Origin of the sequence: Caulobacter hibisci (assembly GCF_016135805.1) — a bacterium.
In the GTDB taxonomy this organism is placed as follows: domain Bacteria; phylum Pseudomonadota; class Alphaproteobacteria; order Caulobacterales; family Caulobacteraceae; genus Caulobacter; species Caulobacter hibisci.
Genome location: NZ_JADWOX010000007.1, coordinates 202391 through 215996 on the forward strand (window position 1 = coordinate 202391; position 13606 = coordinate 215996).

Here is a 13606-nt window from a genome sequence, read left to right on the forward strand (position 1 = left end):
CATGACGATGACTTTCGACGCGGCCTTCGAAATCCTGATCGGCCACGAGGGCGGCTATGTGAACGACCCTCGCGATCCGGGGGGCGAAACCAAGTTCGGGATCAGCAAGCGCTCGTATCCGAACGAGGACATCAAGGCTCTTAGCCTGGCCCGGGCCAAGGCCATCTACTACGACGATTTCTGGCGGGCCGCCGGCTGCGACAAGGTCGCGGGGCTGGCGTTCGACCTGTTCGACACCGCCGTGAACAGCGGCGTGCGCAGGGCTGTCGAGATCCTGCAGGAAGCCGTCGGCGCCCGGACGGACGCGGTGCTTGGACCCAAGACCCTGGCCGCCGCCCTTGCCTTCTCGCCCGACGCGGCGCGTCGCCGGTTCAACGCGATCCGGCTGCGCTTCATGACCGACCTGCCGATCTGGTCCAGCTTCGGCAAGGGCTGGGCGCGTCGGGTCGCCGACAACCTGATGAGGGAATGATCATGGGGATCGCATCCGTTCTCGACGTGGGCATGAAGGTCCTGGACCGGGTCCTGCCCGACCAGCAGGCCAAGGCGGCCGCCCAGCTGGAGTTGATGAAGCTTGCCCAGCAGGGCGAGCTGGCGTCGCTGTCGGCCGAGACCGACCTGGCCAGGGGGCAATTGGCGGTCAATGAGGCCGAGGCCCGCAATCCCTCGCTGTTCGTGTCGGGCTGGCGGCCGTTCATCGGCTGGGTCGGCGGAGCGGGCCTGGCCTACACCTATCTGCTGCGCCCGATCCTCAATCCGTGGGTGACCAAGTGGACCGGCGTGCCGATGGAAGCGCTGGACCTGGGCGAGCTTATGGTTCTGCTGACGGGCATGCTGGGCCTGGGCGGCCTGCGCACCGTCGAGCGGCTCAAGGGCAAGGCGTAATTTCGGAGCCAGGTCCTGTCTGGCGGCGTTGAGGTAGAGGGCGGGGCGTGTCGGACAAAACGCTGGGTGAACGCATGGCCACGGTCGAAGCCTGGGTCGCGGGGCATGAGGAGCGGTGCGAAGAGCGCCTGGGCGCCATCGGCCGCGAGCTTCGTGACATCAAGACGGGCCAGGCGACGATGCAGAAGACCGCCTGGGCGCTGCTGCTGGCCATCGCCGCCTGGGGCGCTTCGCAGGTCTATGCCGACCTCAAGCGGCCCGACGCCGCGCCGGCCACGGTGGTGGCGGTCAATCCCGCCCCGGCCCCTCAACCTGCACCGATCGCACCCCGGTGACCAGGTCTGTGGCCCTGAAGCGGGCCACGTAACGCAGGATCCCCACGTCCATGCAACTGACGTCCACGCTGCTGGCGGCCAGGCCGCCGCACCGCGTGCGGCAGGTGAAGGCGCCCGCCTCCAGCAGCTTGTAGATCGGCCGCCCGCCGGCCGGCGTGCCGGCCGCCGTTTCCGGGCGCAGCTCGTAGCTGTAGCGACAGCCTGGGCAGTGCGCCGACACCCGCCAATCCATGTCGGCGCAGACCCGCAGGGTGATGCGATTAGGGGTGATGGGCCAGGGTCCGCGCATGCTTGAACGAAAGCGGAACATTGATCCCGTTTGCAAGCGTAAACTCACACGTGTGAGTTTGAAAAAACTCACACGGCGATGAACCGGCCCTGACCCCTGTGGGGTTAAGTTGTTGATTTTCAAGAGAGAGAATGGTGGGTGTAGTAGGATTCGAACCTACGACCCGCTGATTAAGAGTCAGCTGCTCTACCAACTGAGCTATACACCCATTCGCGTCTCGAAGTCGCTTTCGCGGCCCCGACGGCGAGGCGCGATACATACGCCAAGATGCACGAAGTGCAATCCACTCCAGGACATTAGGTGTGGATATATTCGTCGCACCCGACGTCGGTCCGGCAAACACAGCAAGGCGTCCCCGGAGGGGGAATTCTTTACTGGATCAAGTTTTGAGGAGAATGGTGGGTGTAGTAGGATTCGAACCTACGACCCGCTGATTAAGAGTCAGCTGCTCTACCAACTGAGCTATACACCCATTCGCGATACCGAAGCGCTGAAGCGTCCCGGCGGCGAGGCGCGGAACATACGCAATGAATTTGAGAGCGCAAGGACTTTTTCGATGGCCAGGCGAGATATCAGCGGAGCCGTGGATTTCGCCTATCTGGAAGGGTTCGCGGCCGGCGATCAGGGGGTGATCGAGGAGGTGCTGGCGCTGTTTCGCGAACAGGCCGCGCTGTGGACCCCGATGCTGACTCACGACCATCCCGGCTGGCGCGATGCCGTCCACACGGTCAAGGGCGCGGCGCGCGGCGTCGGCGCCGTGACTCTCGGCGACGTCTGTCAGCGGGCCGAGGACGGCGAGGCCAGCCTCGGCGACGTCAAGACGGCCCTCGACGCCGTGCTGCTGGACATCGCCGCCTACGTCCACGAACAGGCGCTGCGGTCGCTGAAGGGGTAGGGGGCCTACAGCGGTTTCGCCTTTAGCCGTCAGCGCGGGACGTGCGCTTGCGATCACACGGCTCAAGCCCGCACCTTCCTAGTCGAAGTTTGTCGATCGGGAGACCGCGTCCCAGGTGGCGATCTCGGTTCGCATCAGGTCCAGCTTCTGCTCGACGACGGCCAGCGCGTCTTCGCCGAGAAACAGCCGCGTCGGCGGAGCGTCGGATTCCACGAGTGTCAGCAAGGCCTTCGCCGCCTTGGCTGGATCGCCCGGCTGGCGTCCGCTCTTGGCCTGACGCGCCGAGCGGATCGGATCCATGATCGTGTCGTAGGCGGCGATGCTGCGTGGCGCGCGGTCCATTGAACGTCCGGCCCAGTCCGTGCGGAACTGGCCCGGCGCCAGGGCGGTCACGTGTATGCCAAGCGACCTGACCTCCTTGCCCAAGGCCTCGGAAATGCCCTCCAGGGCGAACTTGCTTCCGCAATAGTAGGCAATGCCGGGCATGGTGATGAAGCCGCCCATCGAGGTGACGTTGATGATGCGGCCAAAGCCGCGCTCACGCATGCCGGGTAGCACCGCCTTGATCATCGCCACCGCGCCGAAGACATTGGCGTCGAACTGGCGGCGCAGATCGTCGATCGACGACTCCTCAACGACGCCTTCCTGGCCGTAGCCGGCGTTGTTGACGAGGACATCGACCGCGCCGAACCGGCTCTCCGCATCGGGGACTTGAGCGGCGACGGCGTCGAAATCGGTGACGTCGAGCATCAGCGCATGGGCCCGCCCCGGCGCCAGGGCCTCATGCTCCGACGCGGCTTGCGCGTTGCGGACCGTACCGATCACCACGTGGCCGGCCTGCAAGGCGGCGTTGGCGAAGGCGCGGCCCAGCCCGGAGCTGACCCCGGTGATCAGAAACGTCTTGGTCGATGCGGTCATGGCAGTTCTCGAAGCGTTGGATGTGCGTGTAAGAATTTATATCATGATATAATTTATTGACGCAAGGCGCGAGGCGGATCACCTTGGCGCCCATGGTCGAGATGTCGGTTCGAGAGCAAAAACGAACACTGGCGCGCGAGACGGTGCTCGACGCCGCCGAGCGCCTGCTCCGCGCCGATGGCGCCGCCTCGTTCTCAATGCGCGAGCTAGCGGCCGAGGCAGGCGTGAGCTTCGCCACGCCGTTCAATCAATTCGGCAGCAAGGCGGCGATCGCGCAGGCTCTGTCGGCTCGCCGGATTGAGCTGATGAGTGAGCGCTTTCTTGAGGCCGCGCCTGACGGCGATGCGATCGGCCGCGTGCTGGCCGCCGTATCGATCGCGGTCGCCGTCATGCTCGAGGAGCCCCAGATCAATCGGGCGATCATCCGTTCGCTCGGCTTCCCCGGCGCCAAGCCGAGCGAAGTCAGCGCCCAATCACGCGCCTTGTGGGCCGCGGCGTTCGCCGACGGCCAAGGCATCGATCCCACCTTGGCCGACGTCGCCGCCGAACGTGTGCCCGAGCAATTGGCCATCGGCTTTCGCGGCTGCCTGTCGTTCTGGATTGCCGACGAGATCACCGATGCTCAGCTGCCCGACAAGGCGCGAATGACGGCCCTTGCCGTCCTGATGGGCTTCGTCGAGCCCAACAGGCGCGCTGGCTTGCTGTCGTGAAGCGCAAGGAAGAACGATTGCCGACGCTGGTTGAAGGTCCAACTCGGGTCTTAGGGAACTTCAGAGCACCCCAAGCTCCACCAGCGCCGCCTCGCCCGCGCAGGCCAGGATCGCCCGGATCGCCTGCTTCTCCGCCGCCGAGAAGAAGGCCTCGCCGCGTCCCGAGATTCCCTGGTTGAGGCGCACCCTGTCCCTGTCGACCAGGCTGGCCTCCAGGGCCGCGTCGAGTTCGGCCGTGGTGTAGGCGTGGTCCGGATCGACGTGGGCGGCGATGCTGGCGAGCACCGCGTGCGGGTCGGTGCGCAGTTGCTCGTAGTGCAGCCACAGGGGCGGGCGCCGGGCCTCGGCCAGGCAGCGCCGCTGGTAGTCCAGCCATTGGCCGTAGAAGCGCGCGTACCAGAGCGGGGCGATGTGCACGAGGCTGTGGCGGCGCTCCTGCGGGCTCATCTCGTAGTAGCTGCGGCCCGAATGCAGCAGGGCGTCGTCCATCGGCCGCCCTTCGGCCTGAGCTTTCTCGTGCATCTCCATCAGGCTGACCAGGCAGTCGAGGATATTGCGCGAGGCTACGACCACCGGGATGCCGAACACCTCCAGGATGTCGGTCGCATGGCGGCTGGGGTACATGTGCAGGTGCATCACCGTCGCCTGCGGGCGTGGCCCCTGCACCAGGTGCTGGTTCAGCAGCAGCGGGAAATAGGGATCGCGGGCGTTGTCGGCGTTGGCGTAGGAGCCGCGCGACAGGCCGGCCTGGTAGTGCTTGCCCAGCAGCTGGACCAGGGCCGTGCGCAGGAAGGTGCCACCGACCTTCGGCGGATAGGACAGCACGACCTGCAGGTTCCGCGTGCTGACGCCCCGGATGGCCGCCTTGATCGGGTCGTGGATTTCGCCCTCGGCCGAGGGCAGGGAGACCATCAGTTTGTAGACGCGCTCGTAGATCGACATGCCGGCCGGTTCCGCGGCCGCCGACTGCGGCCTCGCCGTGAATTCAGCCTGCTTCTGAGTCCGGTGAATGTGCGTCCGGTTACGGCGAAGGGGGCGAGCGCGTCGCTCCGTCTCCGGTGTATCCGAACCGTTTCCATCCTGCGCGCGGAGCGGGTTTCGCAGGCAGCGTCTCGGCCATGGGGCGATTGTCCGGCCGATCCGTTCGCGCGGCCCGCAGGCGCGCCGCCGACTTCGCCGCCCAGACGATCGCCGCCGACGACAGCAGTATGCCGCTCATCAGCGCCCCGACGGCGAGGATGCCCGCCGGCGTGACGCGCACCTCGGCGCGATAGCGGACGGGGCCGGCCTCGAACTCGGCGAGGGCCGTCTGCCAGCGGCGGTCGGTGGTCGGGTCGTCATGCATGGGCTGCGTCCGGCGGGCGGCCTTGTGGCCATGCGCCACCCTAACGCGAGCCGGTCGCGGCGTCGCGCCCAGTCAGAGGGGATTGGGAGTCAGACGGGATTCGGAATCGACTCCGTCAAATCCTCGAACGCCCCGACCTCCATTCCGGCCGTCTCGGCCCGGGTCAGGACCTTGGTGTCGTAGGCCCGGGCCACGAACACCCGGACCCCGCGATAGCGCTGGCCACGCACGGCCGACACCGTCTCGGTGCGGATCTCGGTCCCGTAGGCCTTGTCGTTCAGATAGAGCAGGCCGGGCAGCAGGCCCTCGTCGCCCTTGGCGGCGGCCTCGGCGGCCATGTCGTCCAGCAGGCGGTCGATCTCTTCCTTGGTCACGCGCCCTTGGTCCGATCCCAGCTGGCGTGTTCGTAGGCGATGCAGCGGTCGATCAGGACGCGCCAGACCGGCTCGGCGATGGCTTCGGAGAGGCCGGCGTCGCGGGCGGCGGCCTTGACCTTGTCGACCACGTCCTCGATGCGGGCGCGGTCGAACACCTTGCTGCGCTCGGTCTTGATGCGGGCGGCGGCGTCCATGTAGCCCTGGCGCTCGGCCAGCAGCGCCACCAGGGCCCGGTCCAGGGCGTCGACGCCCTGGCGCACGTCGGTCATGGTCTGGCAGTCGGCCGCGGGTAGGCGCTCGTCGACGGTAAGAGTCGTCTTGATCATGCGCCCCTTTAAGCCGGTTTGAGCGCCGCCTTCCAGCTTAGATCCCTGCGCCGTTGTCGATGGTCAGCAGGGCGGCTTCGTGCGAGGCGGCCTCGTCCTTCAGCCAGCCGACGAAGGCCTTGACCTGCGGCAGGCGGCCCTTGGCCTTGGGGTGGACGACGTAATAGGCGAAGTCCACCGAGGTGGCGATGTCGAACGGGATCACCAGTCGCCCGGCGTCCAGGTCGACCTGGGCCAGGGTGCGCTTGGCCAGGGCGATGCCGCGGCCGTTGGCGGCGGCCTCGATCACCAGGCTCGACTGGTTGAAGCGCGGGCCGCGGGCGCCGTCGACGCCGCGAATGCCGCGCGCCGCCAGCCACATGGCCCAGTCCGGGCACGAATCGTCGGCGTCGGGCGAGCCGTCGTGCAGCAGGATGTGGCGGGCCAGATCCTCCGGATTTTCCAGCGGGTTCTCGGCCAGCAATTCCGGGCTCGCCACCGGCACCACGGTCTCGTTGAGCAGGCGGATGACTTCCAGGCCAGGATAGCGGCCCGAGCCGTAGCGGATGGCCAGATCGACCTCGCCGGCGGCGAAGTCGACGACCTCCATGCCGGCCGACAGCCAGACGTCGACCTGCGGCTGGGCCTGCTCGAACTTGCCCAGGCGCGGCACCAGCCACTTGGCGGCGAAGGACGGGGCGGCGGTCAGGGTCAGGCGGCGGCCGTCGACGGCGGCGGTCAGCAGGGACGCGGCCTCGGCCAGGCGGTCGAAGGCCTCGCGCAGCGCGGGCAGGGCGGTCTGGGCCGCGTCGGTCAGCAGCAGCCCCTTGGGCGTGCGCTTGAACAGGGCCGCCCCGACATAGTCCTCGAGGTTCTGGATCTGCTGGCTCACGGCGCCGGGCGTCACCGACAGCTCGTCGGCGGCGCGGCTGAAGTTCAGGTGGCGCGCCGCCGCCTCGAAAGCCCGCAGGGCGTTGAGGGGAGGCAGGCGCCGCCGTTCGGTCTGTCGTTCCATGAGTTTTACTGAACGCCCCGGCAGAAGTCCTTGTTTGCGAATTGGCCTGCTCGCGGCGAGTTTGCAAGCGTTCGCTGATGGATTGGCCCTTTTCATCGGCGAGCGAGCACGGGGCGGGCCTTAAGGTTCGCCCCGTATTTCATTGGGTTTATACGGCGAGGGTCAAACGACTCGCGCCGCTTTCGTGCGTCCGTGGACGCTTTTATAGGACCTGGGATCGCGCATGGCGTCACCCTCGGATAGCAAGGCTAACACCCGCCTGGTCGCCCTGCGCGGCGGCGAGGGCGTGCGGCCGGCTCTGGGACAGGTGACGCTCGTCGGCGCCGGTCCCGGCGATCCGGACCTGCTGACGATTAAGGCGCTGAAGGCCCTGCAGGCCGCCGACGTGCTGGTGCACGACGGCCTGGTCTCGGCCGAGATCCTCGATCTCGCGCTCCAGGCCCGCCGCATCGACGTGGCCAAGCGCAAGTCGCGCCACACCCTGCCGCAGGACGACATCAACCAGCTTCTCGTGGCCCTGGCCCGCGAAGGCCTGGACGTCGTGCGGTTGAAGGGCGGCGACCCCTTCCTGTTCGGCCGCGGCGGCGAGGAGCTGGCCGCCTGCCGCGAGGCCGGGATCGACTGCGCCGTGGTGCCCGGCGTTACCGCCGCCCTGGCCGCCAGCGCCGGGGCCGGCGCGCCCCTGACCCATCGCGGCAGCGCCCAGGCCGTCACCTTCGTCACCGGCCACGCCGCGCACGGCGACCCGGATCTCGACTGGCAAGCGCTCGCGCGTCCGAACCAGACCGTCGTCGTTTATATGGGCGTCTCAACCGCCGGCCTGATCGCGCAGCGCCTGACCGCCGCCGGCCGCGCCGGTTCGACCCCCGCCCTGGTCGTCGAGAACGCCAGCCGCGCCGACGAGCGCCGCATCCTGACCACCCTGGCCGGTCTGGCGACCGCCGCCGAGGGCCTGAAGGGCCCGGCCCTTTTGATGGTCGGCGAATCCATGGCCATGGCCGACATCAAATCTCCCGGCGAGACCGCAACGCTCGCCGTCTTCGAAGTTCAAAACGTGAGTTCGGGCCAATGAAAGCCGTCACCGCCAATCGCCTGATCGACGGCGAGGTCGTCTTCTGGAAGCAGGGCGCCTGGGTGGACGGCTTCGGCGACGCCCAGCTGTTCGACGCCGAGCAGGGCGAAGAGGTCGAGGCCGCCGTCGCCGCCGGCAAGGCCGCCCCGACCGTGATTGTCGATCCCTATCCGATCGACCTCGTCGCCGTTGAAGGCCTGGGCCTGGCCCCGGTCAGCTACCGCGAGCGCATCCGCGCGCTCGGCCCGACCAACGAGCTTCTCCACGGCAAGCAGGCCGAGGGCGGCGCCGTCGTCGAGGCCATCCGTCACGCTTCCGGCGCCGCCCGCTCGACGGGCCGCGTCGACCTGATCCGCCGCAAGTAGGCCGACCCCATGTATCAGTACGACGTCATCGACCGCGAATTCCTGACGGACCGCTCCAACGAGTTCCGCCACCAGGTGGTCCGCCGCCTGGCCGGCGATCTCACCGAGGACCAGTTCAAGCCGCTGCGCCTGATGAACGGCCTCTACCTGCAGCTCCACGCCTACATGCTGCGCGTCGCCATTCCGTACGGCTCGCTCAACGCCCGCCAGGCCCGCCGCCTGGCCTGGGTCGCCCGCACATACGACAAGGGCTACGGGCACATGACGACGCGCCAGAACGTCCAGTTCAACTGGATCAAGCTGAAGGACGCGCCGGACATTCTCGACGCCCTGGCCGAGGTCGACCTGCACGCCATCCAGACCAGCGGCAACTGCATCCGCAACACCACGGCCGACCCCTATGCCGGCGCCACGGCCGAAGAGGTCGACGATCCGCGCGTGTGGTCGGAGGTCATCCGCCAGTGGTCGACCCTGCACCCGGAATTCTCGTTCCTGCCGCGCAAGTTCAAGATCGCCATCACCGGCGCCCTGACCGACCGCGCGGCCGTCAAGGTGCACGACATCGGCCTGATCCTGCGCCGGGCCCGCGACGGCTCGCTGGGCTTCGAGGTGATCGTCGGCGGCGGCCAGGGGCGCACGCCCTATGTCGGCCCGACCATCAAGCAGCACCTGCCGGCCGGCAGCCTGCTCAGCTACCTGGAAGCCGTGCTGCGCGTCTACAACCGCCACGGCCGCCGCGACAACATCTACAAGGCCCGCATCAAGATCCTGGTCGCCGCCCTCGGCGCCGAGGAGTTCGGCCGCCAGGTCGAGGAAGAGTGGGCCAAGATCGATCAAGGCCGCGCCGACCTCGGCGACGTGGAGCTGGCCCGCATCCGCGGCGCCTTCGCCCAGACCCCGTTCGAGACCCTGCCGGCCCGCTCGGAAGCCTTCGAGGCCGCCAAGGCCGCCAGCCCGTCGCTGGCCCGCTTCGCGCGCAACAACGTCAAGCCGCACAAGAAGCCGGGCTACGCCATCGTCGAGGTCTCGCTGAAGGCCATTGGCCAGACGCCGGGCGACGCCACCGCCGACCAGCTGGACGTCGTGGCCGATCTGGCCGAGCGCTATGGCCTGGACGACCTGCGCGTCACTCACGCCCAGAACCTCGTCCTGCCGCACATCAAGCTCGACGATCTGCCGGCCGTGCACGCCATCCTCGAGGCCAACGGCCTGGCCACAGCAAACATCGACCTGGTCAGCGACATCATCGCCTGCCCGGGCCTCGACTACTGCGCCCTGGCCAATGCGCGCGCCATCCCGATCGCCCAGGACATCGCCAAGACCTTCGCCGATCCCGACCGCGCCGAGACGATCGGCGAGCTGAAGATCAAGATCAGCGGCTGCATCAACGCCTGCGGCCACCACCACGTGGCCCACATCGGCATCCTCGGCGTCGACAAGAAGGGCGAGGAATTCTACCAGCTCTCGCTCGGCGGCTCGGGCGCGGAAGACGCCACGATCGGCAAGATCCTCGGCCCGGCCCTGCCGGCCGACCGGGTCGCCCCCGCCATCGACACCCTGGTCGACACCTATCTGGCCGCGCGCCAGGGCGAGGAACGCTTCCTCGACACCTACCGCCGCGTCGGCCTCGAGCCCTTCAAGGAGGCCGTCTATGCCCAAGCTGATTAAGCTGGTTGGCGCGAAGGACGAACACCAGGCCCAGTGGGCCGAGGACGCCTTCGTCCACGTCACCGACGAGGACGCCATTCCCGAAGCCGGTGACGTGATCCTGTCGCTGACCCGCTTCCAGGCCGAGGGCGACACCCTGCTGTCGTCCAACAGCCGCCGCGTCGGGGTGCGCATCGAGCCGGCCGGGGAGGTCGAGGCCCTGGCCTACGACCTGCCGCGCCTGTCGCTGGTGGCCCTGGCCTTCCCGAAGTACCGCGATGGCCGCGCCTATACCTCAGCCCGCCTGCTGCGCGAGCGCTTCCACTACGAGGGCGAGATCCGCGCCGTGGGCGACGTGCTGCAGGAACAGGCCGGCTTCATGGTCCGCGTCGGTTTCGACGCCTTCGAGCCCAATGACGGGTCTTCGCCCGAAGCCTGGACCAAGGCGGCCAACCGCTTCCGCCACGTTTATCAGCGCGCCGCCGACGTCCGCCCGATCGCGGCCGACGAACGCGCCGCCCAGGTCGAGGAGAGCGCGCTCTGATGGCCTACGACCAGACCGACGCCGCGCCGACCCTGGCGGCGCGGCTGGACGCCGAACTGCGCGACGCCCATCCGCTGACGATCCTGCGCAAGGCCTACGAGACCTTCGGCGACAAGCTGGCCCTGGTCAGCTCGTTCGGCGCGGAGTCCGCGGTGCTGCTGCACCTGGCCTCGCAGGTCTCCAAGGACATCCCGGTGCTGTTCCTCGACACCGGCATGCTGTTTGGCCAGACCCTGGACTACCGCAAGAGCCTGGCCGCCCAACTGGGCCTGACCGACGTGCGCGACCTGCGTCCGGCCTTCGCCGACCTGGCCGTGACCGATCCCAAGTCCGATCTCTGGCGCACCGACACCGACGCCTGCTGCCACATCCGCAAGGTGCTGCCGCTGGACCGCGCCATCGAGGGCTTCTCGGCCTGGTGCACCGGCCGCAAGCGCTTCCACGGCGGCGACCGCCTGCGCCTGGCCGTGGTCGAGGACGCCGACGGCAAGCTGAAGTTCAATCCGTTGGCCAACTGGAGCAAGGCCGAGCTCGACGCCTATGTCGCCGAGCACCAGCTCCCGACCCACCCCCTGGTCGCCCAGGGCTTCCCGTCGATCGGCTGCTGGCCCTGCACCAAACCCGTCGACGACCCCAACGCCGACGTCCGCGCCGGCCGCTGGCAGGGCCAGGACAAGACCGAATGCGGCATCCACGTCGCAAGGGCGCCTGGGCAAGCCCCCAACGTGGGCGGCGATATCTGAGTTTTCCTGACCCTCTCCCTGAGGGAGAGGGAGGGGCCCGCGCGCAGCGTGGGAGGGTGAGGGGTTACACCGCCAACCGGCGTGCCGGCACGCCGTCTCCGGTCCCTAACCCCTCATCCGGCGCTTCGCGCCACCTTCTCCCTCTGGGAGAAGGAAAACCCGTGTCGGACGGGGATTGGCGAGCGTCGATCCCCGTCGCGGGCTGAACGAACATCAGCGAATTCAACGCCCTACAACTTTCTCACCCGAACTTATCAGACGCGCCCAAACCCGCTGCATACTAGACCTCGTCCCGTCGCAGGGAGAGGGCGCAAGGATCCGGCCCGAAGCGTGCGACGGCGATGCGATCGAGCGGGGCCGCCGGAGCTGCGTGAGCAGGGCCGAGCGGCTTAAATGAGGATGGGGGACGTAAACCCATCCATCGGGAGCTTGCCTGATTGGGCTCCCGCCCGTCCGAGGGTCCGCGCCGCATGCACGCCTGGCCGCCAAGAAACGGGGCGCATTGCATGGGGAAGGGGCACAGGGCGGAAGAGGCCCGCGCGTCCCGGCCTGAGGTCCAACGATCGCGCGGGGCGTCAGAGCTTCGTCGAAACGGTACTTAAAACACACAACTCCGGGCGTCGCCCGGACGCCCCGCGCCCTCTCCATCACCTTCCGTGGTTTCCACGAGAGGCTGAGAAGCTGTGCCCGAAACCCCCTCAGTCGCTCCGCGACAGCTCCCCCAGAGGGGGAGCATCTTCTTGGCTCGGCGCTTCTAGATCCTCCCCCTCTGGGGGAGGTGGCCCGGAGGGCCGGAGGGGGTCTTCCACGGTCCAGAAAAACAAAAAGCCTCCCAACCGGGAGGCTCTCTGAAAATCCAGCAGATGCCGAAAACCCTATTCCGGCGGGCAGCCCTTGAACTCGCCGACCTTGGTCACCGACAGGTGGGTCAGGTTCAGGCCCGACAGCGGCTTCATGGAGCCCGCGCCCTGGCCGCTGAACATGTCGATCTTGTTGCCCTTGATCGCCCCGCCGATGTCGGAGGCGTACCAGTAGCCGTCGTGGCTCTCGCCATTGGGCATCGGCAGGCCGACGGTTTCCTTGATGAACACCACGGTGCGGCGCGGGATCACCTTGGTGTCCACGGCCAGGGTGCGCATGGCCACGACCTTGCAGCCCAGGCTGTCCAGCGCGCGGATGCCCTTGGCGCCGGCGTGGTAGAGCGTGGCTTTCATCTTGTATTCCACCGAGCCCGGGAGGGATCCGGTCAGGGCGCCGGCGATCAGTTCGCCCAGCGGGTCCTTGCGCTCGGAGTCGGGGCCCGCGGCGGCGGGAAGGGCGGCGAACATGGCCATGAAGGCCATAATTCCGGCGAGCGTGCGTCGCATCGAGGTTGTCCTCTTATCGGCGTATCTGTCGGGTCGGCGGTCTTCCTAAGACGATCACGCCTCCGTGACAACCCGCTTAAAACCGCCAAATTGGGTCGGAATCGGACGAAAGCTTCTGGTCAAGCTCGGAACTCGGTTGAAAATTCAATCGTTTAGCGCGCCGTTTGAAAAGTGGGGGAGGGCGACGTAATGACGCTGCGGATCTTCGGCGACGGCAAGTCGGGCAACTGCCTGAAGGTCAAATGGACCGCCGAGCGCCTCCATCTTCCCTACGAGTGGATCGAGGTCGACATCCTCAAGGGCGAGTCGCGGACCGACGCCTTCCTGGCCATGAACCCGGCCGGACAGGTGCCCGCCGTGGTGCTCGACGACGGCCGCTTCCTGGCCCAGTCCAACGCCATCATGCTGCACCTGGCCGAGGGCTCGGTGCTGATCCCGGCCGATCCCTACCTCAAGGCCAGGATGTACGAGTGGCTGTTCTGGGAGCAGTACAGCCACGAACCCTATGTCGCGGTGGCCAGATTCCAGGTCGCCTACATGGGCAAGCCGGTCGCCTCCCTGGACGGTAAGCTCGTCGAGCGCGGCCACGCTGCCTTGGCCCGCCTGGAAACCGGGCTTTCCGACACCGGCTTCCTGGTCGGCGATCGCCTGACCCTGGCGGACATCGCGCTGGTGGCCTACACCCGGGTCGCCCACGAGGGCGGTTTCGATCTGTCGCGCTATCCGGCCGTCAAGGCCTGGGTCGGCCGGATCGAGACGGCCCTCGGTCTCGCCTGAAACGCCTCGGAGCGCGC

Annotated in this window: 19 protein-coding genes and 2 tRNA genes; 11 read left to right on the forward strand and 10 right to left on the reverse strand. The window is 67.9% G+C overall.

Features of this window, described 5'->3' with window-relative positions; genetic code table 11:
- The first annotated feature begins 1 nt into the window (after position 1).
- The 3 genes from I4Q42_RS12385 to I4Q42_RS12395 are packed head-to-tail and all read left to right on the forward strand — an operon-like array spanning position 2 to position 1220.
- A complete protein-coding gene (locus tag I4Q42_RS12385; protein WP_198576381.1) occupies positions 2-472 on the forward strand; it encodes a glycoside hydrolase family 108 protein in 471 nt (156 codons plus the stop codon).
- Between the two features lie 2 nt (positions 473-474).
- Complete coding sequence (locus I4Q42_RS12390; protein WP_198576382.1) at positions 475-885, forward strand: holin family protein; 411 nt, start codon at positions 475-477, stop codon at positions 883-885.
- Positions 886-932: 47 nt separating this feature from the next.
- A complete protein-coding gene (locus I4Q42_RS12395; RefSeq protein WP_198576383.1) occupies positions 933-1220 on the forward strand; it encodes a hypothetical protein in 288 nt (95 codons plus the stop codon).
- On the opposite strand, the gene I4Q42_RS12400 is transcribed toward I4Q42_RS12395, so the two are convergent.
- From I4Q42_RS12400 to I4Q42_RS12410, 3 genes are all read right to left on the reverse strand, one after another.
- Complete coding sequence (locus I4Q42_RS12400; protein ID WP_198576384.1) at positions 1174-1509, reverse strand: hypothetical protein; 336 nt, start codon at positions 1507-1509, stop codon at positions 1174-1176. The two genes, I4Q42_RS12395 and I4Q42_RS12400, sit on opposite strands and share 47 nt — an antisense overlap.
- 132 nt (positions 1510-1641) lie before the next feature.
- A tRNA-Lys gene (locus I4Q42_RS12405) sits at positions 1642-1717 on the reverse strand.
- 188 nt (positions 1718-1905) lie between these two features.
- Positions 1906-1981, reverse strand: a tRNA-Lys gene (locus I4Q42_RS12410).
- Between the two features lie 84 nt (positions 1982-2065).
- On the opposite strand from I4Q42_RS12410, the gene I4Q42_RS12415 reads away from it, so the two are divergent.
- Entirely contained in the window at positions 2066-2404 is a 339-nt protein-coding gene (locus I4Q42_RS12415; protein WP_198576385.1) for an Hpt domain-containing protein, read from the forward strand.
- Positions 2405-2482: 78 nt separating this feature from the next.
- Here the strand turns inward: I4Q42_RS12415 and I4Q42_RS12420 are convergent, their stop codons facing one another.
- Positions 2483-3322 (reverse strand): oxidoreductase, encoded by an 840-nt coding sequence (locus I4Q42_RS12420; protein WP_198576386.1) that lies wholly within the window; start codon positions 3320-3322, stop codon positions 2483-2485.
- Between the two features lie 92 nt (positions 3323-3414).
- Between I4Q42_RS12420 and I4Q42_RS12425 the strand changes: the two genes are divergently transcribed.
- Entirely contained in the window at positions 3415-4032 is a 618-nt protein-coding gene (locus tag I4Q42_RS12425; RefSeq protein WP_232793091.1) for a TetR/AcrR family transcriptional regulator, read from the forward strand.
- Positions 4033-4092: 60 nt separating this feature from the next.
- On the opposite strand, the gene I4Q42_RS12430 is transcribed toward I4Q42_RS12425, so the two are convergent.
- From I4Q42_RS12430 to gcvA, 5 genes are all read right to left on the reverse strand, one after another.
- A complete protein-coding gene (locus I4Q42_RS12430) occupies positions 4093-4974 on the reverse strand; it encodes an MBL fold metallo-hydrolase (RefSeq protein WP_198576388.1) in 882 nt (293 codons plus the stop codon).
- 79 nt (positions 4975-5053) lie between these two features.
- Positions 5054-5377: a hypothetical protein gene (locus tag I4Q42_RS12435; RefSeq protein WP_198576389.1), complete on the reverse strand. Its 324-nt coding sequence runs from the start codon at positions 5375-5377 to the stop codon at positions 5054-5056.
- Between the two features lie 89 nt (positions 5378-5466).
- Positions 5467-5751 (reverse strand): hypothetical protein, encoded by a 285-nt coding sequence (locus I4Q42_RS12440; RefSeq protein WP_198576390.1) that lies wholly within the window; start codon positions 5749-5751, stop codon positions 5467-5469.
- Entirely contained in the window at positions 5748-6080 is a 333-nt protein-coding gene (locus I4Q42_RS12445) for a chorismate mutase (RefSeq protein ID WP_198576391.1), read from the reverse strand. Before I4Q42_RS12445 ends, I4Q42_RS12440 begins: the two co-directional genes overlap by 4 nt.
- A 37-nt stretch (positions 6081-6117) precedes the next feature.
- On the reverse strand, positions 6118-7074 hold the full coding sequence (gene gcvA, locus I4Q42_RS12450; RefSeq protein WP_198576392.1) for a transcriptional regulator GcvA: 957 nt from the start codon (positions 7072-7074) through the stop codon (positions 6118-6120).
- A gap of 223 nt (positions 7075-7297) precedes the next feature.
- On the opposite strand from gcvA, the gene cobA reads away from it, so the two are divergent.
- From cobA to I4Q42_RS12475, 5 genes are read left to right on the forward strand one after another with little or no spacing between them, the layout of a single operon-like run.
- Positions 7298-8146, forward strand: a complete 849-nt coding sequence (gene cobA / locus I4Q42_RS12455; RefSeq protein WP_198576393.1) for a uroporphyrinogen-III C-methyltransferase — start codon at positions 7298-7300, stop codon at positions 8144-8146.
- Complete coding sequence (locus I4Q42_RS12460; protein ID WP_198576394.1) at positions 8143-8511, forward strand: DUF2849 domain-containing protein; 369 nt, start codon at positions 8143-8145, stop codon at positions 8509-8511. Before cobA ends, I4Q42_RS12460 begins: the two co-directional genes overlap by 4 nt.
- Before the next feature lie 9 nt (positions 8512-8520).
- Positions 8521-10179: a nitrite/sulfite reductase gene (locus I4Q42_RS12465; protein ID WP_198576395.1), complete on the forward strand. Its 1659-nt coding sequence runs from the start codon at positions 8521-8523 to the stop codon at positions 10177-10179.
- Positions 10163-10702: a DUF934 domain-containing protein gene (locus tag I4Q42_RS12470; RefSeq protein WP_198576396.1), complete on the forward strand. Its 540-nt coding sequence runs from the start codon at positions 10163-10165 to the stop codon at positions 10700-10702. Before I4Q42_RS12465 ends, I4Q42_RS12470 begins: the two co-directional genes overlap by 17 nt.
- Positions 10702-11445 (forward strand): phosphoadenylyl-sulfate reductase, encoded by a 744-nt coding sequence (locus tag I4Q42_RS12475; protein WP_198576397.1) that lies wholly within the window; start codon positions 10702-10704, stop codon positions 11443-11445. Before I4Q42_RS12470 ends, I4Q42_RS12475 begins: the two co-directional genes overlap by 1 nt.
- Positions 11446-12320: 875 nt before the next feature.
- Here the strand turns inward: I4Q42_RS12475 and I4Q42_RS12480 are convergent.
- Entirely contained in the window at positions 12321-12812 is a 492-nt protein-coding gene (locus I4Q42_RS12480; protein WP_198576398.1) for a 3D domain-containing protein, read from the reverse strand.
- Between the two features lie 189 nt (positions 12813-13001).
- Here I4Q42_RS12480 and I4Q42_RS12485 point away from each other — a divergent pair, with 189 nt between their 5' ends.
- Positions 13002-13589 (forward strand): glutathione S-transferase family protein, encoded by a 588-nt coding sequence (locus I4Q42_RS12485; protein WP_198576399.1) that lies wholly within the window; start codon positions 13002-13004, stop codon positions 13587-13589.
- Positions 13590-13606: the final 17 nt, after the last annotated feature.